Origin of the sequence: Mesorhizobium sp. M8A.F.Ca.ET.207.01.1.1 (genome assembly GCF_004794715.1) — a bacterium.
Lineage (GTDB): Bacteria > Pseudomonadota > Alphaproteobacteria > Rhizobiales > Rhizobiaceae > Mesorhizobium.
The window spans coordinates 529856-556115 of record NZ_SRUS01000005.1 but is presented as its reverse complement, the minus strand read 5'-3'; the positions used below and the strand labels follow the sequence as shown (position 1 = coordinate 556115).

Annotated in this window: 24 protein-coding genes and 1 pseudogene; 13 read left to right on the top strand and 12 right to left on the bottom strand. The window is 62.6% G+C overall.

From position 1 onward, the window contains the following. Nucleotides 1-56 precede the first annotated feature (56 nt). A complete protein-coding gene (locus EN850_RS18125; RefSeq protein WP_127870428.1) occupies nucleotides 57-1751 on the top strand; it encodes a type I secretion system permease/ATPase in 1695 nt (564 codons plus the stop codon). Nucleotides 1752-1770: 19 nt separating this feature from the next. After that, nucleotides 1771-3108, top strand: coding sequence for an HlyD family type I secretion periplasmic adaptor subunit (locus tag EN850_RS18120; RefSeq protein WP_136091940.1), 1338 nt, complete (start codon nucleotides 1771-1773; stop codon nucleotides 3106-3108). A gap of 164 nt (nucleotides 3109-3272) precedes the next feature. Here the strand turns inward: EN850_RS18120 and EN850_RS18115 are convergent. The 4 genes and pseudogenes from EN850_RS18115 to EN850_RS18100 form a co-directional block, all read right to left on the bottom strand. Next, nucleotides 3273-3739 (bottom strand): annotated as a pseudogene (locus EN850_RS18115) (metallophosphoesterase family protein). A 10-nt stretch (nucleotides 3740-3749) separates the two neighbouring features. Beyond that, nucleotides 3750-4658: an MBL fold metallo-hydrolase gene (locus EN850_RS18110; RefSeq protein WP_136091939.1), complete on the bottom strand. Its 909-nt coding sequence runs from the start codon at nucleotides 4656-4658 to the stop codon at nucleotides 3750-3752. A gap of 200 nt (nucleotides 4659-4858) precedes the next feature. Beyond that, complete coding sequence (locus EN850_RS18105) at nucleotides 4859-5458, bottom strand: NAD(P)-binding domain-containing protein (RefSeq protein WP_246689237.1); 600 nt, start codon at nucleotides 5456-5458, stop codon at nucleotides 4859-4861. A gap of 82 nt (nucleotides 5459-5540) precedes the next feature. After that, nucleotides 5541-6275: an SDR family oxidoreductase gene (locus EN850_RS18100; RefSeq protein ID WP_136091937.1), complete on the bottom strand. Its 735-nt coding sequence runs from the start codon at nucleotides 6273-6275 to the stop codon at nucleotides 5541-5543. 276 nt (nucleotides 6276-6551) lie between these two features. Between EN850_RS18100 and EN850_RS18095 the strand changes: the two genes are divergently transcribed. Continuing rightward, nucleotides 6552-7448 (top strand): LysR family transcriptional regulator, encoded by an 897-nt coding sequence (locus EN850_RS18095; RefSeq protein ID WP_136091964.1) that lies wholly within the window; start codon nucleotides 6552-6554, stop codon nucleotides 7446-7448. 156 nt (nucleotides 7449-7604) lie between these two features. Here EN850_RS18095 and EN850_RS18090 read toward each other — a convergent pair whose 3' ends face one another. Beyond that, nucleotides 7605-8630 (bottom strand): LacI family DNA-binding transcriptional regulator, encoded by a 1026-nt coding sequence (locus EN850_RS18090; protein ID WP_135881787.1) that lies wholly within the window; start codon nucleotides 8628-8630, stop codon nucleotides 7605-7607. Between the two features lie 193 nt (nucleotides 8631-8823). Between EN850_RS18090 and EN850_RS18085 the strand changes: the two genes are divergently transcribed. From EN850_RS18085 to EN850_RS18065, 5 genes are all read left to right on the top strand, one after another. Next, nucleotides 8824-9855: a Gfo/Idh/MocA family oxidoreductase gene (locus EN850_RS18085; protein WP_136091936.1), complete on the top strand. Its 1032-nt coding sequence runs from the start codon at nucleotides 8824-8826 to the stop codon at nucleotides 9853-9855. Continuing rightward, nucleotides 9852-10760, top strand: coding sequence for a sugar phosphate isomerase/epimerase (locus EN850_RS18080; protein ID WP_135864922.1), 909 nt, complete (start codon nucleotides 9852-9854; stop codon nucleotides 10758-10760). Before EN850_RS18085 ends, EN850_RS18080 begins: the two co-directional genes overlap by 4 nt. 97 nt (nucleotides 10761-10857) lie before the next feature. Beyond that, nucleotides 10858-11871 (top strand): substrate-binding domain-containing protein, encoded by a 1014-nt coding sequence (locus tag EN850_RS18075; protein ID WP_136091935.1) that lies wholly within the window; start codon nucleotides 10858-10860, stop codon nucleotides 11869-11871. An 86-nt stretch (nucleotides 11872-11957) separates the two neighbouring features. Next, the gene (locus EN850_RS18070; RefSeq protein WP_136091934.1) at nucleotides 11958-12755 is read left to right on the top strand and encodes an ATP-binding cassette domain-containing protein; all 798 of its coding nucleotides are present in this window, start codon (nucleotides 11958-11960) and stop codon (nucleotides 12753-12755) included. Then, nucleotides 12752-13804: an ABC transporter permease gene (locus EN850_RS18065; RefSeq protein WP_127275494.1), complete on the top strand. Its 1053-nt coding sequence runs from the start codon at nucleotides 12752-12754 to the stop codon at nucleotides 13802-13804. The genes EN850_RS18070 and EN850_RS18065 overlap by 4 nt, the downstream gene beginning before the upstream one ends. 97 nt (nucleotides 13805-13901) lie before the next feature. Here EN850_RS18065 and EN850_RS18060 read toward each other — a convergent pair whose 3' ends face one another. The 6 genes from EN850_RS18060 to EN850_RS18035 form a co-directional block, all read right to left on the bottom strand. Then, nucleotides 13902-14642 carry a ribonuclease activity regulator RraA gene (locus EN850_RS18060; protein WP_135916039.1) on the bottom strand — a complete coding sequence of 247 codons (741 nt, stop codon included), beginning with the start codon at nucleotides 14640-14642 and terminating at the stop codon, nucleotides 13902-13904. A 23-nt stretch (nucleotides 14643-14665) separates the two neighbouring features. Beyond that, nucleotides 14666-15829 (bottom strand): mandelate racemase/muconate lactonizing enzyme family protein, encoded by a 1164-nt coding sequence (locus tag EN850_RS18055; RefSeq protein WP_136091933.1) that lies wholly within the window; start codon nucleotides 15827-15829, stop codon nucleotides 14666-14668. A gap of 31 nt (nucleotides 15830-15860) precedes the next feature. Continuing rightward, nucleotides 15861-16958: an ABC transporter ATP-binding protein gene (locus EN850_RS18050; protein ID WP_135921911.1), complete on the bottom strand. Its 1098-nt coding sequence runs from the start codon at nucleotides 16956-16958 to the stop codon at nucleotides 15861-15863. A gap of 10 nt (nucleotides 16959-16968) precedes the next feature. After that, nucleotides 16969-17859 carry a carbohydrate ABC transporter permease gene (locus tag EN850_RS18045; protein ID WP_127275490.1) on the bottom strand — a complete coding sequence of 297 codons (891 nt, stop codon included), beginning with the start codon at nucleotides 17857-17859 and terminating at the stop codon, nucleotides 16969-16971. Continuing rightward, nucleotides 17856-18815 carry a sugar ABC transporter permease gene (locus EN850_RS18040; protein ID WP_127275489.1) on the bottom strand — a complete coding sequence of 320 codons (960 nt, stop codon included), beginning with the start codon at nucleotides 18813-18815 and terminating at the stop codon, nucleotides 17856-17858. Before EN850_RS18040 ends, EN850_RS18045 begins: the two co-directional genes overlap by 4 nt. 77 nt (nucleotides 18816-18892) lie before the next feature. Next, on the bottom strand, nucleotides 18893-20371 hold the full coding sequence (locus EN850_RS18035) for a sugar ABC transporter substrate-binding protein (RefSeq protein WP_127275488.1): 1479 nt from the start codon (nucleotides 20369-20371) through the stop codon (nucleotides 18893-18895). Between the two features lie 182 nt (nucleotides 20372-20553). Between EN850_RS18035 and EN850_RS18030 the strand changes: the two genes are divergently transcribed. From EN850_RS18030 to EN850_RS18010, 5 genes are all read left to right on the top strand, one after another. Further along, entirely contained in the window at nucleotides 20554-21264 is a 711-nt protein-coding gene (locus tag EN850_RS18030; protein WP_127275487.1) for a GntR family transcriptional regulator, read from the top strand. A 56-nt stretch (nucleotides 21265-21320) separates the two neighbouring features. Beyond that, nucleotides 21321-22487, top strand: coding sequence for a mandelate racemase/muconate lactonizing enzyme family protein (locus tag EN850_RS18025; protein ID WP_127870437.1), 1167 nt, complete (start codon nucleotides 21321-21323; stop codon nucleotides 22485-22487). A 58-nt stretch (nucleotides 22488-22545) separates the two neighbouring features. Further along, on the top strand, nucleotides 22546-23904 hold the full coding sequence (locus EN850_RS18020; protein ID WP_136091932.1) for a mandelate racemase/muconate lactonizing enzyme family protein: 1359 nt from the start codon (nucleotides 22546-22548) through the stop codon (nucleotides 23902-23904). Between the two features lie 104 nt (nucleotides 23905-24008). Continuing rightward, a complete protein-coding gene (locus EN850_RS18015) occupies nucleotides 24009-24335 on the top strand; it encodes an NIPSNAP family protein (protein ID WP_136091931.1) in 327 nt (108 codons plus the stop codon). Nucleotides 24336-24344: 9 nt separating this feature from the next. Continuing rightward, nucleotides 24345-25544, top strand: coding sequence for a mandelate racemase/muconate lactonizing enzyme family protein (locus EN850_RS18010; RefSeq protein ID WP_136091930.1), 1200 nt, complete (start codon nucleotides 24345-24347; stop codon nucleotides 25542-25544). A 110-nt stretch (nucleotides 25545-25654) separates the two neighbouring features. On the opposite strand, the gene EN850_RS18005 is transcribed toward EN850_RS18010, so the two are convergent. Beyond that, nucleotides 25655-26248: a DJ-1/PfpI family protein gene (locus tag EN850_RS18005; RefSeq protein WP_127275508.1), complete on the bottom strand. Its 594-nt coding sequence runs from the start codon at nucleotides 26246-26248 to the stop codon at nucleotides 25655-25657. Between the last annotated feature and the right edge of the window lie 12 nt (nucleotides 26249-26260).

Here is a 26260-nt window from a genome sequence, read left to right as displayed (position 1 = left end):
GGCCGCCGGCTGCGGCGGCTCCCTTGACCTGACGAGTATCGAGTGGGGTTCTGGAAGTGGATAGCAAGTCTCGAATTGTGAAGGATGCGCTTCGGGCATGCCGCCGCTATTTCCTGGTTGCGGCGGCATTCAGCCTGGCGATCAACCTGCTTTACCTCGCCTCCCCACTCTACATGCTGCAGATCTACGACCGGGTTGTCACCAGCGGCAGCGAAACCACGCTGGTGATGCTGACCCTGGTGTTGCTGGCGGCGTTCCTTTCGCTGGCCGGTCTCGACCTTGTCCGCGCCTGGATCCTGACGCGTGCCAGCGCCCGGCTCGACCGGTTGCTCTCGGCAAGGATCCTCGCCGCGTCCGTGGAAACCCCATCGCCCGGCTCCTCGCCGAGCCAGCCGATCCGCGACTTCGATACGTTCAGGCAGGTCATCACCGGCAGCGGCATCCACGCCCTGTTCGATCTGCCATGGTCGCCCATCTACATCGGCATCATCTTCCTGCTGCATCCTTGGCTCGGCTTCTTCGCGCTCGGCTGCTCGCTGCTCTTGATCGGCATGGCCGTGCTCAACGAGTATCTCGTGCGCTCGCCGCTGAAGCAGGCCAACGAGCTGGCGACGAACAACTATAACTTCACCGAGATGAGTCTCAGGAACTCGGAAGTCGTTCGCGCCATGGGGATGATCGACGGTCTCATCCGCCGCTGGGGGCGCGACCGCAACTTGGCGCTGCGGCGCCAGGCGGAGGCAAGCGACCGCGCCGCCCTGATGTCGGGCCTTATCCGGTTCCTGCGGCTAACCATGCAATCGCTGATCCTCGGCCTCGGAGCCTATCTGGTCATCGAACGGCAAATTACCGGCGGCACCATGTTCGCGGCGAGTCTCCTGCTGGGCAGGGGGCTGCAGCCTGTCGAGCAGATCGTCGGCCTCTGGCGCAGCCTGATCCTGGCGCGGGCAGCGTTGGCCAGGGTCGAGAAGCTGGTCGACGGCGGCGCGCGCAACGAAAGGGCGTTCAACCTGCCCAAGCCCAGCGGCACGATCTCCGTCGAACAGGTCAGCTTTGCAATTCTCAGCCAGCAGAAGGTGCTTCTGCGGGAGGTGTCGTTTCGGCTGGAGGCTGGCGAGGCGCTCGGGATCGTTGGCCCCTCCGGCGCCGGCAAGTCGACCCTGGCGCGCCACCTTGCCGGCGTCATGCAACCCAGCCGAGGCACGGTCAGGCTGGATGGCGCCGACCTGTCGCAATGGGGGCACGACGCGCTCGGCGATCACATCGGCTACCTGCCGCAGGATATCGAACTCTTCTCCGATACGGTCGCCGCCAACATTGGGCGCTTCAAGACCAATGTCGACCAGGAGGTGATCGAGGCCGCGCGGCTCGCCGGCGTACACGAGATGATCATCCGCCTGCCGCAGGGCTACGAGACGCAGATCGGCGAGGGCGGCGCCGTGCTGTCGGGAGGATACCGGCAACGGATTGCTCTTGCCCGGGCGGTGTTTGGAACGCCGAAACTGATCATTCTCGACGAGCCGAGTTCCAACCTCGACGCCGATGGCGACCGCGCGCTGAGCGACTGCGCGATCGAGCTCAAGCGTCGCGGCAGCACGGTTATCATCGTCTCGCACCGTCCCTCGACCTTGGCGAATGTCGACAAGATCCTCCTGTTGCGCGATGGCGCCGTCGAGGCGTTCGGCATGAGAAACGAGATCGTGGCGCTGCTCAACCAGCGCGCGGCGCCAATGGCGGTGGCGACCCAATGAGCCGTGGTCGGAGAGATCGATGAGCGACAGCGCACTCACTTACCATAGCCTGCCCGGCGAGGCCGGCATCCTGGCTCCGGATTCCATCCGGGTGCCGGCCTATATCGGCCTGCTGATCATAATGGCCTTTTTCGGCATTTTCGGCGGCTGGGCAGCCTTTGCCCCTCTGAACGGTGCCGTGCTCGCCGATGCCATCGTCAAGGTGGAAGGCAATCGCAAGAGCGTCCAGCATTTCGACGGCGGTACGGTGAAGGAGATCCGCGTCAAGGATGGCGACGTCGTCAGGAAGGGCGACATAATGCTGAAGCTGGACGACACCAGGATTCGGTCCGAGTTCAATCTCTATGCCCAGCAATATGCGCTGTTGCGCGCAGCCGATGCCAGGATCCGTGCCGAACTGGACGGCAGCGAGGCTGTTGCCTTTCCCAAGGACATCCTCAAAGAGCACGAGGACTACCTCAAGGACGCAATGGCAAACCAGATCGCCGACCTGGAAAGCCAACGCGCCTCGATGGCCGGCGCCAAACAGATCCTTCAGCGGCGTATTGCCGAGCTCGAGGAGCAGATACGGGGCAAGCAGTCCCGAGTCGAATCCTACCAGGCCCAGCTCAAATCGACGATCGACGAGAAGGCCAGCCTGTCGAAGCTGCTCAAGGCCGGTTTGACGACCCGCCCACGCATCCTGGAACTGGAAAGGTCGGCCTCGGATTTGCAGGGCTTGATCGACGATAATCTCGGCGCCATCGGCGGCAGCCAACAGAGCAAAGCCGAACTCGAGAGCCAGATCGCACAATTGACCAATGAGCGCCGGACCAAGTTGTCGGCCATGTTGATCGATACGCAATCGAACCTGTCCGACCTCATACCCAAGATGTTCGCCGCCCAGGCTGCCATGGACCGGGCCGAAGTGCGCGCGCCCTATGACGGCCAAGTGATGGATCTAAGCGTTTTCTCGATCGGTGCGATCGTGGCGCCGGGCCAGACCATCCTCGACATCGTGCCGACCGAGATTTCGCTGATCGTCCAGGCACAGGTTCGCGTCGAGGATATATCGAACCTGCGTCCCGACATGGCCGCCGAAGTTCGTTTCACATCATACAAGCAGCGTTCGATACCCATCATTCATGGACGCGTCACCCGCATTTCGGCGGATCGCATCACCGACACCAAGACCGGCTTTCCCTATTATCTCGCGGACGTGGCGGTCGATCCGGTGGAATTAGCCGCGGCCCCACAGATCGCGCTTTATCCGGGCATGCCGGCGTCGGTCATGATCGTTACCGAGCAACGCACGGCACTCGACTACATTTTAGGCCCGCTGGTTGTGTCGTTCCACTCCGCGTTTCGCCAGAAATGACGGTTCAGTCCAACACCGCGCGCGGCGAGAACTCCCGACGCGGCGAGAACCCCCGCCGACCTGTCGTGGAAAATGCTTCTCTCCGCGTTGCGGCGCGTCTGGCCGTCTGGTGAAGAGTCCAGGAGACCGTCGGATATAAGCGTGGACGTGTATGGGTGCGCGGTTCAGCCGCTTACCAAGCTCCACATCGAGGGCTGCATGCTGTCCCGGGTGATGTCGACCGTCGCAAGGGTGACAGGCAGCTTAAACCGCCGTGGGCCAGCGCTGCCCGGATCAAATGGAGCACGCCATCCACTGTCTCCATGCTTGGCACATGCGAGTGACCGGACACGATCAAATCGATGCCCTGGGCAACCGGGTCGATCTGCAGCGTCTTGAGATCATGAAGCACATAGATTGCTCGCCCGGCGAGGCGGACGAGCTCGGTTTCCGCGTATTCCACTGCCCACCCACCGGTGTCCACGTTTCCTCTGATTGCGGTAACCGGTGCGATACCGCGAAGCGCTGCGATGATCTCAGGGCGACCGATGTCTCCTCCATGAATGATGTGGTCGACCCCGGCCAAGCAGCGCAGCGCCTGCGGCCTCAGCAGACCGTGCGTGTCCGAGATGATGCCAATTCTGAATGTCATGGCTCTGCCATCAGACGGTGAGGGTGCTCAAATCCGTTGCGACAAGGCTGTTCGTAAACGTCCGGACGGCTTCCGCGAGAATTTCGTCGTCGGGATAGCGGCCGGAGATGTGCGTAAGAACGAGTTGCTTTACATCACTGGTCGCTGCCAGCGATGCTGCCTCCGCGGCTGTCAGGTGTCCGTAGTCGCGCGCCATCGTTGCATCTCGTTCCAGGAATGTGGCTTCGATGACAAGCAGATCGGCGCCGCTCACCTTGTCGGCCAATCCATCGGTGGTTTCGGTGTCACCTACAATGACCAGCTTCTTGCCAGCCTCGGGTGGTCCGAGAACTGCTTCGGGAGCAATCGTCCTGCCGTCGGGGAGAGAAATTGAGCGGCCTTCGGCCAAGTCCTTCCGGATCGGGCCGTCTGGCACACCGAGAGCTGCCAAGCGGTCCGAAACGAGGTGACGACGCGCCGGCGTCTCGAAGACGAAGCCGTAGCTGTCGGTGTCGCGATGGCGAACTTGAAAGCAGTCGACCGTGAACTCATCCACGTCGAACACGCCTCCGGGCACAAGCGGCACCAGTTGCAGCGGGATCGGCGCGCATCCCTCACCCCAAAGGCCAGCGAGCATGCGGGCGACGACCTCGAGAGTGTCGGCGCTGCCATGAATGGTCACAAGGTCCTCGCTCTGCCGGAGCCGCAGCGTCGAGAACAAGCCCGGAATTCCGAGCACGTGGTCGAAATGCGCGTGCGTGAGGAGCAGGCGATCAAGTCGCCTGAATCCGGCGCCGCTGCGCAGAAGCTGACGCTGGGTGCCTTCCCCGCAATCGACCAGCACCCGTTGACTGCCGGCTTCAACGAGCAGCGCCGGGTGGTTGCGCTCGGCCGAGGGCACGCTGGCCGAGGTGCCGAGGAAGATGAGCCTGAAGGTCATGCGAGCAGTCTACCTCGCGGGCAACGAGACCTCAAAGCGGGCGAAAGAGCGGTCCTGGATAGACTTAGCGTAAGCGGCGCAACAGTTGTTGGCGAACTTGCCGGCCGAGAACGCCGGTGGGAGGGATGCCGGTCGCGCGCTGCTCGAAGAAATTGGCACGCGACCGGTTCTCGGCATCGATCATACGGATCGTAGATCGATTACTGCTCCTTCTTGAACAAATCCTGGAAGATGAGCTGGCCCCAAATGCGGCCGCGTGCGTGCACCAGCGCGCCGCCCTCGTCGAGTTTTCCCAGCTTGACGGGTGCGAACCCGAGTTGTTTGGCCAAGGCCACCACGGGCGCGACCGCGTCCTCGTCGTCGCTTGACAGAAAGACGACCCGGTGCCCGCCCTCGACGATCGGATCGGCAGCCAGCATGGCCGCAATCAGGTGATTGAAACCTTTCACGAACTTGGCGCCGCTGAACGCCTTGGCGACGAAGGCGGAGGACGGGAGACCGTCCAACTCTTCAGGGACTGGAAACGCGTTCATCGCGTCGATGACCGTCTTGCCTTTCCAGCTCGGCAGGGCCTTCGCAACCTCGCGGTGCTCCCCGAACGGGACCGCCAGGATGATTGTGTCGGCCTCGAGTGCATCCCGCAGCGACTTGGCGAGGACCGTGGGTCCAATTGCCCGAGCCTGCGGCGCCAACGCCTCGGGCGGCCGGCGGCTCGCGACGGTCACGTCGATGTTATTACGGGCGAAGGCGTGGGCGAGGGCCTGGCCTATCTTACCGAATCCTATAATCGCATAGCTCATGATGCTTCTCCGATCCGTGTTGGTATTGATTTCCCGGCCTCAACGGCGCTGGGTTATCCGTTCGCTGCATGGCGACGCGATTTCAGATGGCCGAGAAGCCTCCGTCGACGGACAACTCCAGCCCGTTCACGAAGCTCGAATCGTCTGAAGCAAGAAACAGCGCGGCCGTCGCAATTTCCTCAGGACGCCCCATCTTTCCCCGCGGGATCAGGGATTCGAACATCCGCTTCGCCTCCTCGGTGAGAACCTGGTCCTGCATCGGTGTGGCGATCGGCCCCGGGTGCAGCACGTTCACCCGGATATTCCTGCTCTTCAGCTCGTTGAGCCACCCGCGTGCGAATGCGTGCAACGCCGCCTTGCTCGCCGCATACACGCTGTAACCAGGAAAACCTTTCACCGAAGCCACTGATCCGGTCATGAAGATCGATCCGCCATCGTTGAACAGCGGCAACGCCTTTTGCACCGTGAACAGTGTGCCGCGCGTATTCAGGCCGAAGGTGGCATCGAAATGCTGCTCGGTAATCTCGCCCAGTGGGACGGCTTCGCCCGTGCCGGCGCTCGCATACAGGACGTCAATCTTGCCCTTTTCCCGCTTGACCGTATCGAACAGGCGGTCGAGGTCGTCGAGATTGGCCGCATCGCCGCGCACGCCGGTCACGTTCCGGCCAACCAGCCTGATGGCCTCGTCGAGCGCCTCCTGCCTCCGGCCAGTGATGAAAACATACGCGCCTTCTTCAACGAACCGTTTGGCGGTCGCCAGCGCCATGCCGCTCGATCCACCCGTGATGACGGCAACCCTACCTTCGAGCTTTCCCATGATTTTTCCTTTCAAACTCCAACTTTGGTCGTTCGGGGAGGCCCCCGAGAACCTCAAGATGGGTTCGCTGCAGCCAGGCGTTGAGTGCGGAAGGGCGCACATCGGTGGTGCAAAATCGATCCGGTTGAACGACTAATGCCAGCCACGGTGATCGGTGTCTGCCGTTCGAAAATTGGGCTGCGCCCATCGACATAGGCTATGATGACGGCCGTACTGCTGTACGATGGCGTTAGATACGGGCTTTGGAAGGCGCACCGCGCGGTGCTGGATTGCACCATGATCGACTGGGATGACATTCGCTATTTTCTCGCCGTCGCGCGCGGAGGCTCGGTGCGGGCAGCCGCCGAGGGCCTCGGGGTGTATCACTCGACCGTGCTGCGACGCATCGCACAGCTCGAGGAACGCCTCGGGGCGCAGATGTTCGAAAAGCTGCCTTCGGGCTACCGCCTGACGGCCGCGGGCGAAGCGGTCCTCGAGCTCGCGAACCAGATGGAAGCGTCCTCGCACCAGCTGGAGACCCGCGTCTTCGGTCGCGACCAGAGTGTGCGCGGGCTTCTTCGGGTGACGTTGGCACCGCCCCTCGCGACACACCTGCTCATGCCGGACTTCGCCGATTTCGCGCATCTGCATCCCGACATCGAGATGGAAATCTTGTCGGTCGGCGAGCTGGCAAATCTGACCAACCGAGAGGCCGACGTGGCGATCCGCGTCGTCTACGACCGCAAAACCCTGCCGCTCAATCTTCACGGACTGAAGGGACCGGAGCTGTTCGGCGGCGTCTACATGTCCCGCGATCGACTGGCCGCGTGGCGTGCGGGCGCGCCGGATCCCATCCGGTGGATCGTCATAAGCATTCATGGAATACCGGACTGGGCCAGCGAGGGCGAGGTTCGCACAACCGGGGTTCCATTCAGGACCACGGACGGCGAGGCGCAGATCGTTGCCGTTCGGCAAGGGCTCGGGATCACGACGCTGCCGTGCTTCGTCGGAGATGCCGACCCCCTACTGGTGAGGGTGCCAGGCACCGACCTGCACATGTACGGAACGCTCTGGCTTCTCACACAGGGGGACACACGCAAGACGAAGCGCGTGCGGCTCTTCACGGAGTTCGTATCCGGCAGGCTCGCCGCGTACGCTCCGCTTCTCACGGGGCTGTCCATGTCGCGCGACTGACGCCCGGCAGGTCACCGGCGACGCCTGCCGTGATCCGGTGGAAGCCGAACCGCGATCGCTTGAAGCGGCATCGTTTCCGGGCCACGGACAATTGGTATCCGGCAAAGCTCCTCGTTCAGGCGGCCGCGGCCTCGATCTGCACCGGGATCTGGTACATCAATCGCTATCGCGCGCAATTAGCTCCAGCGGCCAGACCTCGCGCATGATACGTGGACCCTCCGGGCCGGCGAAGGCAGGAAGCGACGCCAGCAGCATTTCGGCGAGCCGCCGTCCCATCGGCTGCAGCGCCGGGCGGAAAGCAGTCAGCGCCGGCGAGAAATAGCGGCAGAGCGGCGTATCGACGATGACGGTCACCGCCATGTCGTGACCCGGCTTGATCCCCATCTCGGCCAGCGCCTTGCATCCCCCTAGCGCCATTGCGTCATTGTTGAAGATGATGGCGGTCGGCGGGTCCTTGCGGCGCATCACCCGCGGGGTCACTTCGTAGCCACCGGCCTCGTTGATGAAGCCGTCGGCAATCAGGTGGGGATCGACCGCGATGCCATGCCGGCGCAAGGCCTTGCGGTAACCGTCGAGGAACAGATAGCCGAAATTCAGATCGAGCGATGGGCGGATGGCAGCGATGCGGCGGTGGCCGCGCTCCACCAGCCGGTCGACCGCGTCGGCGCCTGCTTTTTCGAAATCGAGATCGAGCGAGGGGTAGGCCTTGTCGCCGGAGCGGCTACGGCCGAGCGTGGCGAAGGGGAAGCCGGCCTGGGTGAGATAGTCGATGCGCTCGTCCTCGCGCCGCGTCCAGGCCAGCACCACCGCATCGGCACGGCGCGTCTCGACGACACGCCGCAGGCGCTCCTGCTGATAGTCGCCCGGCGCGCCCATCACCACGATCAGGTCCAGTCCGCTTTCGGCGAGCCGGCCCTGCAACCCAGTCAGGAACGGAATGAAGAACGGCTCGCCATATTCTTGGTCGCCCGGATGCGGCTGCAGCATGAAGGCGATCGAGTGGGTAGCGCCTTGCCTGAGACTGCGGCCGGACTGGTTCGGCGAATAGTTGAGAGCCCTGGCCGCCTCGAGAACGCGCTGGCGCGTGTCGGCATTGACGTCGGCGCGGCCGTTCAGTGCCCGCGACACCGTGCCGATCGAAATGTTCAGGTGACGGGCAAGGTCGTGAATGGTGGACGCCAAGTGACTGTTCTCCCCTTGCTTGGCTAGCACCGGTGGCCGCCCGGGCCAAGGCGCAACGACGATTTTCGCCGGCGGCCGATTGACATTCTACGCCTTCGGGTGTGTTCTCGTAAACGTTTACGGAAAAACGTTTACGGTCACGCCGTGAATGCCGGAACGATCGGCCTGGAGGGGCCGAGAGGAGGAGAGCTGGATGATCGACGCCGTTCTTGTCGGCTGCGGAGCGATGAGCAAGGCCTGGCTCGATGCCGCGCGGCAGATCGACGGGCTCGCCATTGTCGGCCTTGTCGACCTCGATGCCGACAGGGCGAAGGCGAGGGCGCGCGAATACGATCTCGGTGGTGCCGTCATCGGCACCAGTCTCGACGCCGTGCTCGACCAGACCCGACCGCAAGCGGTGTTCGATGTGGTGGTTCCCGCCGCCCGGCGCGACGTTGCGTTTTCCGCCTTTGCCCATCATTGCCATCTGCTGACGGAAAAGCCGCTCGCCGATAGCCCGGAGAATGCCCGCGCCATCGTCGAGGCCGCCCGCCAGGCCGGGCGCATCCATGCCGTCGTCCAAAACCGCCGCTACGTCGCCAATGTCCGGCGCATCCGGAGGTTTCTGGACTCCGGCGCCATCGGTGCCGCGACCAGCATCCACGCCGACTTTTTCGTCGCACCACATTTCGGCGGTTTTCGCGAAGAGATGGCGCACGTGCTGCTGCTCGACATGGCGATCCACACGTTCGACGCCGCCCGCTACATGGTCAATGGCGAGCCGGCCGCCGTCCATTGCCAGGAATGGGAACCGGCCAATTCCTGGTACCGACAGGGCTCATCGGCCAGCGCGGTCTTCGATCTCGGCGGCGGCAAGATCTTCACCTATGCGGGCAGCTGGTGCGCGGCCGGCTTCCGCACCAGTTGGGAGGGCAGCTGGCGCATCGTCGCCGAGCGCGGCAGCCTGATCTGGGACGGCCATGACGGGTTGAAGGCGGAAGTGGTGATGCCGGGCCGCGACGGCATGTTCGACAAGATCCAGCCAATCGAGGTGCCGGCGCTCGATCCCGCCGACCGCATCGACGGCCATCTCGGCATCATCAGGGATTTCATGCGCGCCATCGAGACCGGCACAGAACCGGAAACGCGCGGCGCCGACAACATCAAGAGCCTGGCCATGGTCTTTGGCGCCATCGAAAGCGCCGAAACCGGACGTCGCCTGATGATCGCAAAGGAAGCACAATGATGCCAAACCCGCTTCTCGACATCAGGATCGGCACCATGGTGCGGGCCAACCTCGACGACCCGGCCGCCTACATCAAGGCAATCCTGCCGCTCGGCTTCGAGAGCATCCAACCCTTCTTCTGGCAGACCCTGGGTGGCAAGGACCTACCCCGGTTGGCCGGGCAGATCCGCGAGGCGATCGGCGATGCCGATGTCACGGTGTCCTCGATCGGCGTGTTCGGCAATCCGCTGGAGGGCGGCGATGTCGACCGTGGCGTGCTCCAGGCCTGGGAGACGGTCATCGACAATGCGCATTTGTTCGGCGCCTCGATGGTCTGCGGCTTTACCGGCCGGCTCCGCGGCAAGCCGCTGACAGACAGCCTGCCGCGCTTTCGCGAGGTGTGGGGACCGCTGGCCAGGCGCGCCGCCGACAAAGGCGTCCGCATCGCCTTCGAGAACTGTGCGATGGACGGAAACTGGGCCGCCGGCGACTGGAACATCGCCCACAATCCCGATGCTTGGGAGCTGATGTTCAACGAGTTGCCTGACGACAATCTCGGCCTCGAATGGGAGCCTTGCCACCAGCTCGTCTATCTGATCGATCCGATGCCACAGATCCGCAAATGGGCGCCGCGCATCTTCCACGTCCATGGCAAGGACGCGACAGTGCGCTGGGACGTCATTCGCGAGCACGGCGTGTTCGGCCGGCTGCCATTCGTGCAGATGCGCACGCCGGGCTTCGGCGACAGCGACTGGACGCGGGTGATCAGCGAATTGCGGCTGGCCGGATACAAGGGCGCCATCGACATCGAAGGCTGGCACGACCCGGTCTATCGCGGTGACCTCGAGATCACGGGACAAGCACGCGCCCTGGAGTATCTCAAGTTATGCCGGGGAGGTGCGAGCTACCTGCCAAATCCAGCGTGAGGACCGGTCGGCGGGAGGAGCCGGCCGTAAGGTTACTGCCAAGGCAATCGTTCGAAAAACCCCTCGGCTGACGAGGGAAACAATGGGAGGAACGTGCATGAGCATCGCGACCAGAACGACATTTCTGCGCACGACCGTCGTGGCGGCGGCCACGGCGCTTGCCGCGGCAATCTCCACCTTGCCGGCGCAGGCGCTCGACGCCCAATGGTGCAAGGACGTCCACATCCGCTTCTTCGTCGGCGGCGCCGAGGGCGACGCCTTCGGCACAATCGTCTACAATGGCGCCAAGCAGGCCGCGGCCGATCTCGGGCCGAAGGTCGACTACATCTTCTCCCAGTGGGACGCGGAGAAAATGGTGCAGCAATTGCGCGAAGCGGTCGCGGTCAAGCCCCAGGGCATCGCCATGATGGGCCATCCGGGCGACGCCGCGATCATGCCGCTCGCCGAAGAGGCGCATAAGGACGGCATCAAGATGATGTACCAGAACGTCCCGGTGCCGAAGGTGACGGCGGCGTTTGGTGGCGGCTATGTCGGCGCGCAGCAGGAACAGCAGGGCCGCGCGCTCGGCGCCGAAGCGTTCAAGCTCGGCAAGCTCAAGGCCGGCGACAAGGCAATCATGATCGGTCCGTTCGAGAACGAGAACCGCGGCGCGCGCGAGCGCGGCACGGTGGCGGCGCTGAAGGAGGCGGGGGTCGAGGTCATCCAGCTGTCCTCGCCGCCGAGCGGCGAGTGGGCGTCCGACCCCAACCTCGCCATCCCGGTGATCACGGCGGCGCTCCTCAATCACCCCGACATCAAGGCGGTCGGCTATCCCGGCGGACAGATGCTCGGCAATGTCTCCACCTACATGCAGGCGGCGGGGCGCAAGCCCGGCGATATCTTCAATTTCGGCTTCGACACCAGCCCGCAGATCGTCGAGGGCTTCAAGGGCGGCTGGGTGCAGCTGACGGCCGACCAGCAGCCATTCCTGCAGGGCTATCTGCCGATCCTCAGCCTTTGCCAGCAAGTGGTGCTGGGTCTGGCGCCGATGAATGTCGACACCGGCGCCGGTTTCGTGACGCCCGAAAATTACGCAATCGTCGCAGAACTCGCCAAACAGGCGCTGCGCTGACCTCCCAAGCCGCCGGCCGGGATCAGGCCCCGGCCGGCGGCACCGCCGGCGAGAAGGCCGGTGCGAGATAATCAAGCGAGGATCCGATGGCCGAACGTCTCATAGAACTGCGCGATATCGCCAAGTCCTACGGCCACGTCTACGCACTTGGCGGGGTCAATCTCAGCGTCGACCGCGGCGAGGTGGTCGGCCTCATCGGCGACAACGGCGCCGGCAAGTCGACGCTGATCAAGATCCTCTCCGGCGTGGTAAAGCCGACCAGCGGCGAGATCCTCATCCGCGGCAAGCCGGTGACCGGATGGAATGCGGCACGTTCGCGCGAGGCCGGCATCGAAACGGTGTTCCAGGACCGGGCGCTGGCCGTACAGCAGACGATCGTGCGCAACATCTTCATGGGCCGCGAACTCACCGGTTTTCTCGGCTGGCTGAAGGTCGGCAAGGAAATCGAGGAGGCGAGTCGGCTGATGCGCGAGATCGGCTTCACCTCGAAAGTATTCACGCCGCACTCGATCGTCGGCCAGCTGTCGGGCGGCGAACGCCAGGGCGTGGCGATCGCGCGCGCCATCTACAAGCAGGCGGAGCTGATCGTCCTCGACGAGCCGACGACGGCACTGTCTCTGACCGAGACCGCCAAGGTCTTCCATTTCGTGCGCCAGGTGCGGGCGAGCGGCCGCTCGATCCTGTTTATCGGCCACAACATCCATCATGTCTTCGACATCGCCGATCGCTTCGTGGTGCTGGACCGCGGCAAGGTCGCGCTCACCGCCGACCGGAGCGAGGTCAAGTCGGCCGAGGATCTCATCAACTTCATGGAAGACGTCGCGCATCCGGGCGGGTTGGCCGGACTGCACGACACCGGCGACGCGGAGCGGAGAGCACGATGAGCAAGACCATGGAGCCCGATCTGCACGAGCCGTCGGCCGGCATCTCCCGCCAAGGCAGTTCCCGGAACGAGTGGAAGCACCCGTCCGACCACTGGCTGCGCGGCTTCGTCCTCGACAATCGGGCGTCGCTTGGCACGCTCGCCGTGTTCATCGTCATGATGGCGGTCTTCATGATCGCCAACCCGACGGTCTTCACAACCTGGTATCTCTACAGCGCCGTGCTTACCACGCTTCCGGTGGCGCTGTTCGTGGTCGTGCCGCTGGTCTTCGTCGTCACCTGCGGCGAGATCGACCTGTCGTTTCCCGCGACGATGGGTTTCGCCTCCTGGGTCTTCGCGCTGGTGGTGCAGGCCGGCTATGATCCGTTCCTCGGCATTGCGGCAGCGCTGGTCACCGGCACGCTGCTCGGCTTCCTCGTCGGGTCGTTGGTGGTCTATGGCGGGCTGTCGTCGCTGATCGCCACGCTCGGCATGAATTTCCTGCTGCGCGGCCTGATCCAGATCATCAATGAGGGCAGATCGACCTCGCTGACCAGCCTTGCCGACAGCTGGGCCTACCGGATCTTCTCCAGCCAGATCTGGGGCATTCCGGTGCAGATTTTTTGGGCGATCGCCTTCGTCGTCTTTTCGGCGATGCTCTACAACCGCCACCGCTTCGGCGCGCAGGTGAGGGTGGTCGGTGACAATCCCGACAGTGCCCAGCAGATGGGCATCGACGTCAAGCGCGTGCGGGTGAAAGTGTTCGTCTTCGTCGGCATCGGGGCCGCGATCGCCGGCACGTTCTCCGTAATGATCAACTTCACCTGGTGGCCAACGGCCGGCGACGGTTATCTCTTGCCGGTGCTGGCCTCGGTGTTCGTCGGCGGCACGCCGACCTGGGGCGGCATCGGCACGGTGGCCGGCGGCGCGATCGGCGCCGTCACGGTGTCGTTTATCCAAACCGGCGTCGTGGCGGCTGGCCTGAGCGGCTTCTATGTCCAGTTCTTCAACGGGTTGATCATCATCCTTTCGCTGCTTGGCCACAAATGGAACCAGGCACGGTATCGGTGACACGATCAGCTTGGTGCGAGAGCCGACGGCGCGGCAATAAGCCCGTGCCTGACAAGGCAATGGACGACTGGGAGATACCCGTGACCTCGTCCGTCCATCAAGATTTCGGGTTAGCCTTCCGCCAAGCCTCATACTCATCATTTGCACTTGGGTGGAGCGGATAGTAGCGTTGCAACGACCCGCCCTGCATGAGTTTCTCTCGCGAGAACTCCTCCCAGTCGTGATGCTTCTGGGATTCCTCGATCACCTTCGCGGCCATTGCGACGGGCAGCACGACCACCCCGTCATCATCGGCGACGATGATGTCGCCGGGGATCACCGTGACGCCGCCGCAGGCAATCGGAACGTTGACGGCATTGGGATAGATGCTGGTTTGCACATGGTAGTTGGGCGTCCAGCCGCGCAGCCATAGGGCCAGGTCGAGTTTTTCGACATTAGGCCGGTCGCGCATGCAGCCGTCGATGACGATACCCGCGCCGCCTCTGCCTTTGAAGTATGTCGACATCATATCGCCGAACACGCCCGAGCTCATGTCGCCGCGCGCGTCGACCACGACCACATCCCCCTCTTGTGCGTGGTACAGCACATGCCGGTGCAGCTGTGTCTCCGGATCGGCATATTCTCCCTCGTTGAAAAGATCGGGCCGCTGCGGCAGGAACTGCAGCGTCAGCGCCGGCCCGACGATCGACTTGCCATGGTTCTGCGCCATCGGGCCGACCATATGCGGATTTCTGAAGCCCATATGGCCAAGCGTGCCGGCAACCGTCGCGGCGCCGATCTCCCTTAGCGCGTCGATCAGATCCCTGGGCGGTCGCGTGATGTCGGAAGTATGCGTCATTGTGGACTCCGATTGAAAGGGAACTACCAGTTCGTGACAGAACCATCGCGGCGCTTGAGGTGGGGCGCTTCCCAGAAACGGAAGCTTTGCGCCTGGACCGCCTGTTCGTTGACCTCGACGCCGAGCCCCGGCAGATCGGTGACGGGATAATCGGGGCCGTCGAGCCGTGGTTGCACCGGAAAGAATTCGGAATTGTCGAAGCCCAGCTTTGCTTCTGGCGCCCGGGTCTCGAGCCACGAAAAGTTGGGTACCGCGGCGGCGAGATGCACGGTCGCGGCCGTGCACACTGGACCCAGCGGATTGTGTGGCATCAGGTCCACATAGTGCGCCTCGCTCCAGCCGGCGACTTTCATCGCCTCGGTGAAGCCGCCGACATTGCAGATATCGAGCCGGTTGAACTGGTGGATGCCGCGCTCGACATAGGGCAGGAACTGCCACTTGCTGGCAAATTCCTCGCCGATGGCGAAGGGGATCTCGGTCATCTTGCGCAGGGATTCGTAGGCTTCCGGCGTCTCGTCGCGTATCGGCTCCTCGAGGAAATCGAGCACGCCGCGGTCGAGCTTGTTGCAGAAGCTCGCCGCCTCCGCCACCGACAGGCGATGATGATAATCGATGCCGAGGACCACGTCGTCGCCCAGTGCCCGGCGCGCCTTGTTAAGCATCGTCGCCGTAGCGCCGATCGACTCGCGCGGCTCGAAGACATCCTTGCTGTTTTGCCCGACGGGAAAGAAGCGGATTGCCTGCCAGCCCTGCGCGTGCAGTTCGCGGGCCCGTTCGATGGCCACGTCCCCCTCGGCCTCGTCTCCGGTCGAGGCGAAAGTGGGGATCCGGTCGCGCTGCTTGCCGCCCAGCAGCTCGTAGACCGGTACCCCCAGCGCCTTGCCCTTGATGTCGTGAAGGGCGATGTCGATGGCGGATATCGCCGCCTGCAGAACGCGGCCGCCTTCGAAATACTGGCTGCGATAAAGCTCCTGCCAGATCCGCCCGATCCGCATGGGGTCGCGTCCGACCAGAAACTCGCGATAGTGCTCGACCGCGCCAGCCACGGCCTTCTCGCGGCCGCTCAGGCCGCTCTCGCCCCAGCCGAAGATGCCGTGGTCGGTCTCGACCTTGACCAGCATCTGGTTGCGCGTTCCCACCCACACCGGATACGGCTTGATCGCGGTAATCTTAAGCTTCCTGGTCATCCACACCCACGTCCCACACGCATCCGCCTGCTCAGCTGGCCTCGAGGGCCATTTCGGTTTCGCCGTCGAACAGATGCATCCGCTCCTGGTCGAACTCGAGCCAGATCCGCTCGTCGGGCGTCACGGCAATGTTCGGTGGCACGCTGACGTTGACGATGGCACCGGACAGGAACGCCTGCACGAAGGTCACGTCTCCGGTTGGCTCCACCGTGTAGACCTTGGCCGGAATGCTGCCTGGCACTGCAGTCTTGTGCAGCTTGATCGTCGAGTGGCGTGCGCCGAGCACGACCTTTTTGGTCGTTGCCTTCGTGACCTTCTGGACGTTGCGCGGCGAGAGCCCGAGGCTCCAGCCCTCCGCGCTGGTCAACACGGTGCCGCCGTTCGCTGTCGATATCTCCAGCGGAATGAGGCTCATCGCCGGGCTGCCGATGAAGCTGGCGACGAACATGTTCACCGGATGGGCAAAGACCTGCGCCGGCGAATCGTATTGCTGCAGGAAGCCACCGTTCATCACCGCCATCTTGTCGGCCATCGTCACGGCTTCGAGCTGGTCGTGCGTCACATAGATGATCGTCGCCTTGAGGTCCTGGTGGAAGCGCTTGATTTCGGACCGCATCTGTACGCGCAGTTTGGCGTCGAGGTTGGAGAGCGGCTCGTCCATGAGGAACACGGCGGGATCGCGCACAAGGGCGCGGCCGAGGGCCACACGCTGCTGTTGGCCTCCCGAAAGTTCGCGTGGCTTGCGCTCGAGCAGGTGCGTCATGTCGAGCACCCGCGCCGCCTCCTTGACCTTCTTGTCGATCTCGTCCCTTGGCAGTTTGCGCATCTGCAGCGGGAACGCCAGGTTCATGTAAACCGACTTTTGCGGGTAGAGCGCATAGTTTTGAAACACCATTGCGATGTCCCGGTCCTTGGGGTCGAGGTCGTTGACCACCCGGTCGCCGATGACGATGTCGCCCGAGGTGATCGGGGTCAGCCCCGCGACGAGATTGAGAGTGGTTGTCTTGCCGCAGCCTGAAGGGCCGACGAGCGCAACGAACTCGCCGTCGTTGACCGTCAGCGAAACGTCGTTGACGGCCTTGAAGTTGCCGTAGGTCTTGACGAGATCTTTGAGGACCACGTGGGCCATCGGCAACTCCCTAATGCTTGACCGCGCCTTCTGTCAGGGCGCGTACGAAGTATCGTTGCAGGACGAGGAACAGCACCACGACGGGCACGCTCATCATGAAGCTCGCCGCCATCAGGCCCGGAAAGTCCGTCGTGTTTTCCGAGAAGAAGCGCTGGATGCCGACCGGCAGCGTCAGCTGCTCGTTCTTGGAGAGGAAGGTGTAGGCGTAGATGTACTCGTTCCAGGCGCCGATGAAGGAGTAGATCGCGGTGGCGATGATCCCCGGCGTCGAAAGCGGCATCACGATCATGATGAAGGCCTGGAACCGTGTTGCGCCATCGATGCGCGCCGCCTGCTCGAGCTGCACCGGAATGTTGTCGTAGAAACCCTTGAGTAGCCAGATTGCCAGTGGCAGGCCGAAGGTGAGGTAGGTGAGAACCAGCGAGCCATGCGTGTTCACCAGCCCGATCGCGCGCATCAGGATGAAGAGCGGCACGAGAAAGATCACCGCCGGGAACATGTTGCGCAGCAGCACTGCGAAGAACAGGAAGTTGCGGCCCGGGAAGGTGAAGCGCGAAAACGCGTAGGCCGCGGGGACAGCCACGATCACCGAGAGGATTGTCGTGACGGTCGACACGAACAGGCTGTTCCAGAAGAAGCGCAGGAAGTCCTGGCCGACGCTGTTCTGCGGATCGAGCAGCTTCTGGTAGCTGGCAAGCGTAGGCTCGTCCGGCCACCATTGCGGCGGGAATTGCGTCGCCGCGAAGCCGGACTTGATCGAGGTGATCAGCATCCAGATCATCGGCAGCGCGGTGTAGAGCAGCATGAACAGAAGAAAGATGCGCCCGGCCCACCGCCATCCGTCCAAGCGCATACGGCGACGGGTCTGGCCTCGAGAGGCTGTCTCGGCGATCGTGCTCATGCGCCACCCTCTTTTCGCTCGTTGCCGCTCAGCGCACGGACGTAGAAATAGCCGAGGGTCATCAGGATGAGGAACAGGAGCACCGAATAGGCCGATGCCACACCCCAGCGCTGCCGGCCGAAGGCGAGCTCGTAAATATGGGTTATCCAGATATGCGATGCGTTCGACGGCCCGCCTGCGGTCATGATCCAGGGGATGATGAAGGAATTGAAGTTGGCCACCGCAAGCAGCAGGATCGTCACCACCGAGACGTTGCGCAAGTGCGGAAAGGTGACGTGCCAGAAGCGCTGCCATGCATTGGCCCCGTCGACCTTGGCGGCGCGCAACAACTGGTCGGGAACTGTCTGCAGGCCGGCCATCATCATGATCATGGCAAACGGGAACTCGCGCCAGATATTGACGACGATCAGGGAGGGCAGCACCGTGCTGACGTTGTCGATGAAATTGGGCGGCCGGTCGGTCAATCCGAGGCCGACCAGTACCGCGCCTATGATGCCGAAATCCGAATGGTAGATCCACTTCCAGATATAGGAGGCGGCGACGGCGCTGATCACCCAGGGAATGATCAGGATGGCACGCAGGACGCCGCGACCGATAAAATCTCGATGCAGCGCCAGCGCCGTCGCAAAACCCAGGACAAAGGAGATGAAAGTCGATCCGAATGTCCAGACCAGGGTGTTCCAGGTGACTTTCCAGAACACCTCACTGGTCAGGATGGTGGTGTAGTTGTCGAAGCCGATGAAGGTCTTGTCGCGGAGTTGCAGGCCGGGCGGCGTCTTATAGAACGACAGCTCGATCGTGTAGTAGATCGGATAGGCGATGACGACGAGCATCACGGCGATTGCCGGAAGCACGTATGCGTAGTCGGCGCGATGAGCCCAGATGTTCCGCAATACGCCGGACCTGCCGGGTTGCAATTTTCGGCGAGCCTCGGCCTTGCCGGTCACGATCGTCACTGTGGCGTGCCCTTGTTCTTCGGAACGAACCGGCTGCGCTCTCGGCGCAGCCGGCCAGATCGGAGGTCAGGTCCGGACTAGAGTCCGCCCATCAGGTCTTTGACCTTCTTGGCCGCGTCGTCCGCTGCCTGATCGACGGTCATAGCTCCGGTCAGGGCATTCTGCAGCATGTCCGGGACGATGATGTTCATGATCTCGGGGGACTCCGGCAGCGCCGGGAACGGGATGCCATACGGCAGCATCGAGGTCGTGACATCGAGGAACTTGATATGGTCCAGGCGTTCCTTCATCCATTTGGTCTTGAAGCCGTTGAGATTGCCCGGGTTGGAGCCGGCATAGGCCATTTTCAGCGACCATTCAGGGCTAGCCCACATACAGATCATCGCCTTCGCGGCCGGCTCGTCCACCTTGCCGCCCTCTACATATTCGGGCTTCAGGATGTGAATGTTCGAGCCGCCGAACACGACGGCGCGCTTGCCGTCGGGGCCGGTCGGGATCAGGCCGTAGCGCATGTTGTCGATGACGGTCTGCGCCTTATCCTTGTCGGTCCCGGTCGCCTTTGCCTGGAGGTCGAGCATGACGTTGTAGTCGGATGGGTGGGAGACCATCATGCCCAATTGGCCGGCGACGAACAGAGGCTGGTTGTCGGCCTGCTGGTTGGTAAGTGCAGAGACCGGAACCGACTTGTCGCGGACGTACATGTCATATGAGGCTTGCAGCGCCGCCTTGCTCTGCGGGCTGTCGAGCTCCACCTGCTTGTAGGTCGGGTTCGCGGTGGCCTCGTCGAAGACGCCGCCGCCATAGGCCCACAGCTGCGGCATGAAGCGATAGGGCGTATTGCCGGCATTCTTGCGAGCCACGAGGCCGTAGCCGGCAATGCCGAGCTTGTCGTGGATCTGCTTGGAATATTTGACGACGTCGTCCCAGGTTGCCGGAGCCTTGTCCGGATCGAGGCCCGCACGCTTGAAGATGTCGGCGTTCCAGATGAACGCCATCGTCTCGTTGTTCGTTGGAACGCCGTAGGTCACCCCATCCCAGGTCACCGCCTTCATGGCGCCCGGCCAGAAATCCTCGGTCGAATAGCCAACATCCTCTGGCTTGAGCGGCTGCAGATAGCCCTTCGAGGCGAATTCGGTACCACCCAGGATCTGCAGACGGACCGCCATCGGCGCGGCATTGCCCAGCAGTGCCGTGCGGAATTTGTCGAGAAGGTCGTTATAGGTGAGGGCCTGTTCCTCGAGCTGGATGTTCGGATAGGTCTTGCGGAAAGTCTCGAAGAAATCCTTGTAGTACTGGCGCAGGAGGTCGGGATCGCCCTCGAACACGCCCTGATACCAGAAAGTCAGTCGCCCCTTGTAATCGAGCGGGGTGACCTTGGCGCAATCGCCGGCCGTGTCGAAATCCTGTGTTCCGGCGATCGAGCGCACATATTCAGGCGACCATTTGCTCAGGTCGACCGGCGGCGCACCCAGCGCCGATGTGGACATAAGCGATGCCGCCAAAACACCGACGACAGTGCCGCGCAGGACCGCACTGCCGAGCATGATCCTCGTCATAGGTATCCTCCCTGGTTCTCCGCCCTGCGATCGCGAGGATGGCTTTTCAGTACGGTGTATCCTCTCGATCACTTAGTACGTTTTCAGATCACGGATTGCCTGTCAACGCGTCAGATCGTACATTGTTTATGGAAACCGTGCATGATATCGGACTGACTGTGTATTAATTTGGGGAGCCGGCCTTGGCCGAAACAAACGATTTTAAAGCAAAACCACCTCCGGGGATCGACGCTATCGGGGCCTCCAGCGAGGGCGCTTCCCTTTACGAGCTGATAAGGGAAGACATCATCGAGGGACGGCTCGCCGCCAACGAACGGCTTGTTGTCACCGATCTCGCCCGTCGCCACGGCACCTCGACCAATCCCGTGCGCGAGGCCCTGCAACTGTTGCGGGGCGAGGGATTCGTCATCTTCTCACCCAACCGCGGGGCGCGTGTAAGGCCCATCGATCAGGACTTCGTCCGCGATATCTACGAGATCGGTGTGCTGATCGAGCCGGCCCTGACGCGATGGTTCGTAAATATGGCTACAGGCGAGGACATCGCCGAGCTCGAACGTATCCAGGCGCTGATTGAAGAGAACAATTTCGCCGACACCTTCAGGCACAGTGAACTGGACACCGCCTTTCACACCGTAATGTACCAGCGGCACTATAACCGCCATGCCGCCGAGCTCTGGTGGAAGCATCGCGAAGTGCTGCGGGCGGTGAGCCGGCGCTTCAATTTCACGCTGGCGCGGCGTGCGGCGATCATTCGCGAGCACCGCGAACTCATCGCGCTCATCAAGGCGGGAGAGGCAGACAAGGCAGCCGAACTCATTTCCCGTCATGTCGAGGGTTCCGGCCGGCATGTTCTCGAACAGATGCGTGCGCGCAACGCCGCCCGGGCCGGATAGGACCAGGGGTCAAGTCTGGAACATCGTGGCTGACCATTGCTGACAAAGGTATTGAAATGAAAATCACGAGCGTTCGGCCGTGGCTGATCAAGTCTGGTGCTTCTTATTGGGGGGAATTCCTGTTCGTCGAGGTGACGACGGACGAGGGGGTGAGTGGCTGGGGAGAGATCACCACCACCACCAAGCTAGCCAACCGCGCGCTCTGCACGATCCTTCGACAGATCGGAGCCGCGGTGACAGGAGAGGACCCGGCGCGCATCGAATACCTCTGGCACAAGATATTCCGCAGCTTCACCTATATGGGCAGCCGTGGCGCCGCGGTCGAATGCGTGAGCGCGATCGATATAGCTCTCTGGGATCTCAGGGGCAAAGTCCTCGGCAAGCCGATCTACGAACTGTTGGGCGGGCCGGTCCGCGATGAAATCGCGCTCTATACCCATCCCAACCAGGCCAAATTCACCAGCAAGGATGCTGTGGTCCGCGAGATCCTGGACATTGTCGAGTCCGGGCACACAGCTCTCAAGTTCGATCCTTTCCCCCACCAGGGTCGCGGTGCCGACGGCGTGTCGCGTGAACAGCGGGACGGCTACCTCGATGGCGGCATGACCCGCAAGGACGAGCGCGAGGCGGCCGAACTCACGGCTCTGATCCGCGAAACGGCAGGCCCTGATGTCGACATCCTTATCGATGCGCATGGCCGCTTCGACGTCCCCACCGCCATTCGCCTCTGTCGCAGCCTCGAGGAAGCCGGCCAGATCGACTGGTTCGAGGAACCTTGCCCGCCCGAGAGCCTTAACGCCCTCAAGCAGGTGCGCGACAAGGTCAGCGCCGCTATCTCGTGGGGCGAGCGCGGCCACACGAAGTGGGATTTCATCCCGGTACTCGAGAACAAGCTCGCCGACTACATCATGCCCGACGTCACCTGGACCGGCGGCATAACCGAACTCAAAAAGATTTCCGCTCTGTGCGAAGCCTACTACATCCCGGTCTCACCCCATGACGCCGCGGGACCGATCAACGTGGTTGCGGGAGCGCAGGTGATGATGACCGTTCCCAATTTCTACAAGCTCGAAACGTCGGAGTGGAATTTGGGCAAGTACGATCATCTTATCGACAGGCCGCTCGACGTTTCGAACGGCAGCCTCAAGCTTTCGTTGAGGCCGGGTCTCGGCATCGAGATGAACCGCGATTACCTGCAAGCCCATGAGATCCAACTGGGCTAGCAACGTCATCGGCAGCATGCGGGGCGACAGGCCCCGCCGACCACAACGAGGATAAGTCATGCCAAAGACGGATGGAGCCGACGAGGCCCTCAACCGGGTCAACACCAACTCGAAGCCGTCCGAGCTTCGCATCACCGACATGCGGGTGGCCGAAATCGTCGGCGCGCCGTTCACCTCGGCGCTGCTCAAGATCTACACCAACCAGGGCATCGTCGGGCTTGGCGAGGTGCGCGATGGCGCAAGCGCCACCTACGCGCTGATGCTGAAGAGCCGGTTGCTTGGCGAGAACCCCTGCGACATCGACCGCTTGTTTCGCCGGATCCAGCAGTTCGGTGGGCATGGCCGGCAGGGTGGCGGCGTCTCGGCGGTCGAAATCGCCCTCTGGGATCTCGCCGGCAAGGCCTATGGCGTCCCCATCTACCAGATGCTTGGGGGACGATTCCGCGACAAGGTGCGTGTCTATTGCGATACCGACGCCGAGAAACCGAGCGGCACCGAAACCGGAAAGCGCCTCAAGCAGCGCATGGACCGGGGTTTCACCTTCCTCAAGATGGACCTGGGCTTGATGCAGATCGCCCATGTCCCGGGCGCCGTGGCCGCGCCTGCCGGCGCGCTCGAAGGGTTTCATGCCAATCCGCGCGGCCGTGGCGGCACGCTCGAGGAGCGCAAGGCCCGCAATCTCGCTTATGACGCGCAGAACGTGCAGCACCCGTTCACGGGCCTGCATTTCACCGAAAAGGGGATCGATCTGCTCGAGCAGTACATCCACGAGGTTCGCGCGGTGATCGGATACGAGATCCCGCTCGCCATCGACCATGTCGGCCACATTTCGCTGCAGGATGGCATACGCCTGTCGCGCCGTATCGAGAAATACGTTCCGGCCTGGCTGGAGGACGTGATCCCCTGGCAATACACCGAGCAGTACCGGCAATTGCAGCAGGCTACCACGGTGCCGATCTGCACCGGCGAGGACATCTACCTCAAGGAAGGCTTCGAGCCGCTGCTCAAGAGCGGCGGCCTATCGGTCATCCACCCGGATCTGCTCACCAGCGGGGGCATTCTCGAGACCAAGAAGATCGGCGATATGGCGCAGGATCACGGTGTCGCCATGGCGATCCATATGGCCGAAAGTCCGATTGCCGCGATGGCCGCCGCGCATGTCGCCACCGCGACCGAGAACTTCCTGGCGCTCGAATACCACTCCGCCGATGTCGACTGGTGGGACGATATCGTCACCGGCCTTCCCAAGCCGCTCGTCAAGGACGGCTTCATCACCGTGCCCGACAAGCCGGGGCTGGGCATAGACGATGTGGTCGACGACGTGATCAGCCAGCGTCTGCAGCCCGGTGTCACGGGGATATGGCAATCCACCGAGCATTGGGACAATGAATATAGCTGGGACCGGACCTGGAGTTAGCCCGGACCCTTTGCCGTCATTCCCCCCAGGCTCACAGGGCGAACGACCGACCATTCGTGTCGACCTCTCCCAAGGGAGAGGCGAAGAAAGAAACGGACGAAACCATGATCTACGAACTGCGTATCTATGACTGCCTGCCGGGCAGGCTGCCGGCTTTGCTCAAGCGCTTTTCCGACCAAACGCTGGCCATCTGGGAGAGGCATGGCATCCGCCAAGCCGGGTTTTTCACCACGGTGATCGGCGAAAACAGCAATCGCCTCACCTATTTCCTCGCCTGGGAATCGCTGGCCGAGCGTGAGGCGAAATGGACAGCCTTCGTCACCGATCCGGTATGGCACAGGGCCAGGGACGAGTCTGAGCGCGACGGGCAGATCGTTGCCAATATCAGCAGCCAGCTGCTCACGCCGACAGCTTTCTCGTCTGTAAAATAGGACTGCGCCATGAAGATCACCGACCTTCGCTGTGCCGTTATCGGCAGGCACCCGATCGTTCGCATTGTCACTGACGAGGGCCTCTACGGTCTGGGCGAGGTCGAATACACGAAGACCTATCTAAAACCCTTCGTGCTGCATTTCCGCGAGGCGCTGATCGGCGAGGATCCGACCGACGTCGAGCGGGTCATGTTGAAGATCCGCCAGCGCGGCTCGTTCAAGCCGTATGGCGCGGCGGTCAGTGCTATCGAGCATGCGCTTTGGGACATTGCCGGCAAGGCTGCCGGCGTGCCGGCATACAAACTGCTCGGCGGCAAGGTGCGCGACAAGGTGCGCGTCTATAACGGCTCGATCCGCCAGAAACGCACGGGCGACCGGCCGGAGGACTACGCCGCCGACGTCAAATGGATGATGGAGCAGCCGCAGAACTTCTTCATGGTCAAGCAGGGAATCTCGTTCCATTCCAACATGAAGGACACCGTCGAGGACTTCCATTACGGCGTGACGCAAAAGAAGGCCGGCTATCACGGCGCCATGGATCAGGGCATGATCAGCGAGCGCGGTTTCAACCACATGATCGACTGCGTGATCGCGATGAAGGAAGTGCTAGGGGACAAGGTCAGCCTGGCACTCGACTGCGGCCCGGGCTGGATGCTGCCCGACGCGATCAAGTTCGCCCGCGCGGTCGAGAAGTACAATTTGATGTGGCTCGAGGATATGCTGACCGGCGATTACGTGCCGTGGGTCAATCCGCAAGCCTATCGGGAACTGACCACCTCGACCTCGACGCCGATTCATACCGGCGAGCAGATTTACCTCAGGCACAATTTCAAGGAACTGATCGAGACCCAGGCCGTGCGCGTCATCGGCCCGGATCCTGCCGACATCGGCGGCATTGCCGAGCTCAAATGGGTCGCCGAGCACGCCTATATGCACTCGATCCTGATGGCGCCGCACGGCACCGCGAACGGCCTGCTGGGCCTCGGCGCGCTGATCAATGTCTGCGCCACCTTGCCCGCCAACTACGTGGCGTTCGAATATCCCAGCGCCTCGGACCCCTGGTGGAACGACATCGTCATCGGCCTGCCCAAGCAGATCGTGAAGGACAGCATGGTCGATCTGCTGGAGGCACCGGGGCTCGGCCTCGATATCGATGCCGAAGGGGCCAGGAAGTATTTGCTGGCGGAGGATGCCGGCTTCTTCGATTGATTGGTAGGGCGGCCCTCGATCTCATCGACCGAGGGCTTGCTTCAAAGAAGCGTGGATGCACATCTTGCCGCAACGCAAATCGGCGCATTGTTGAAATGCGCCGATCGAGTCTAGGGATGGCGGATCTCGGTCCCGAGAACCTTCAGACACTCGCGAATGAAGGCGGCCAAGGCTGTCCAACCCTTGGCCGACACCATGGTTCCGTCGACATAGGCCTCCGTCGGCGAGAGGTCGATGTAAGTGCCGCCGGCCAACGTCACTTCCGGTTCGCAGGCGGCGAGCGCGCCAACCTTCTTGCCGCGCACGACGCCGTCCACGGCAATCAGGATCTGAACCCCATGGCAGATCGTGAAGATCGGCTTCTGGGTATCGTGGAAGTGGCGCACCATGGCTTGCACCCGTTTGTCGGTGCGGATGTATTCCGGGCCGCGGCCGCCAGCGCAATATACGGCGTGGTATTGATCGAGCTGCTTTTCCGCCTCGGCGAACGTCTTGTTGATCACCTGAAAATGGCCGAGCTTTTCTGTGTAGGTCTGGTCGCCTTCGAAGTCGTGCAGGGAGGTCTTGATGAGGTCTCCGGCCTTCTTGTCCGGGCAGACCACGTGGACGGTGTGGCCGACGGCTTCCATCGCCTGCTGGTATACGAAGATCTCGTACTCCTCGGTGAACTCGCCGGTGAGCATCAATATTTTCTTGCCTGACATGATCATGTCCTC

Bases quoted from the DNA above. Each gene is read 5' to 3' on its own strand.
- EN850_RS18120 (WP_136091940.1), top strand. From the start codon at position 1,771: ATGAGCGACAGCGCACTCACTTACCATAGCCTGCCCGGCGAGGCCGGC.
- EN850_RS18110 (WP_136091939.1), bottom strand. From the start codon at position 4,658: ATGACCTTCAGGCTCATCTTCCTCGGCACCTCGGCCAGCGTGCCCTCG.
- EN850_RS18105 (WP_246689237.1), bottom strand. From the start codon at position 5,458: ATGAGCTATGCGATTATAGGATTCGGTAAGATAGGCCAGGCCCTCGCC.
- EN850_RS18100 (WP_136091937.1), bottom strand. From the start codon at position 6,275: ATGGGAAAGCTCGAAGGTAGGGTTGCCGTCATCACGGGTGGATCGAGC.
- EN850_RS18095 (WP_136091964.1), top strand. From the start codon at position 6,552: ATGATCGACTGGGATGACATTCGCTATTTTCTCGCCGTCGCGCGCGGA.
- EN850_RS18085 (WP_136091936.1), top strand. From the start codon at position 8,824: ATGATCGACGCCGTTCTTGTCGGCTGCGGAGCGATGAGCAAGGCCTGG.
- EN850_RS18080 (WP_135864922.1), top strand. From the start codon at position 9,852: ATGATGCCAAACCCGCTTCTCGACATCAGGATCGGCACCATGGTGCGG.
- EN850_RS18075 (WP_136091935.1), top strand. From the start codon at position 10,858: ATGAGCATCGCGACCAGAACGACATTTCTGCGCACGACCGTCGTGGCG.
- EN850_RS18070 (WP_136091934.1), top strand. From the start codon at position 11,958: ATGGCCGAACGTCTCATAGAACTGCGCGATATCGCCAAGTCCTACGGC.
- EN850_RS18065 (WP_127275494.1), top strand. From the start codon at position 12,752: ATGAGCAAGACCATGGAGCCCGATCTGCACGAGCCGTCGGCCGGCATC.
- EN850_RS18060 (WP_135916039.1), bottom strand. From the start codon at position 14,642: ATGACGCATACTTCCGACATCACGCGACCGCCCAGGGATCTGATCGAC.
- EN850_RS18055 (WP_136091933.1), bottom strand. From the start codon at position 15,829: ATGACCAGGAAGCTTAAGATTACCGCGATCAAGCCGTATCCGGTGTGG.
- EN850_RS18050 (WP_135921911.1), bottom strand. From the start codon at position 16,958: ATGGCCCACGTGGTCCTCAAAGATCTCGTCAAGACCTACGGCAACTTC.
- EN850_RS18045 (WP_127275490.1), bottom strand. From the start codon at position 17,859: ATGAGCACGATCGCCGAGACAGCCTCTCGAGGCCAGACCCGTCGCCGT.
- EN850_RS18035 (WP_127275488.1), bottom strand. From the start codon at position 20,371: ATGACGAGGATCATGCTCGGCAGTGCGGTCCTGCGCGGCACTGTCGTC.
- EN850_RS18025 (WP_127870437.1), top strand. From the start codon at position 21,321: ATGAAAATCACGAGCGTTCGGCCGTGGCTGATCAAGTCTGGTGCTTCT.
- EN850_RS18020 (WP_136091932.1), top strand. From the start codon at position 22,546: ATGCCAAAGACGGATGGAGCCGACGAGGCCCTCAACCGGGTCAACACC.
- EN850_RS18015 (WP_136091931.1), top strand. From the start codon at position 24,009: ATGATCTACGAACTGCGTATCTATGACTGCCTGCCGGGCAGGCTGCCG.
- EN850_RS18010 (WP_136091930.1), top strand. From the start codon at position 24,345: ATGAAGATCACCGACCTTCGCTGTGCCGTTATCGGCAGGCACCCGATC.
- EN850_RS18005 (WP_127275508.1), bottom strand. From the start codon at position 26,248: ATGTCAGGCAAGAAAATATTGATGCTCACCGGCGAGTTCACCGAGGAG.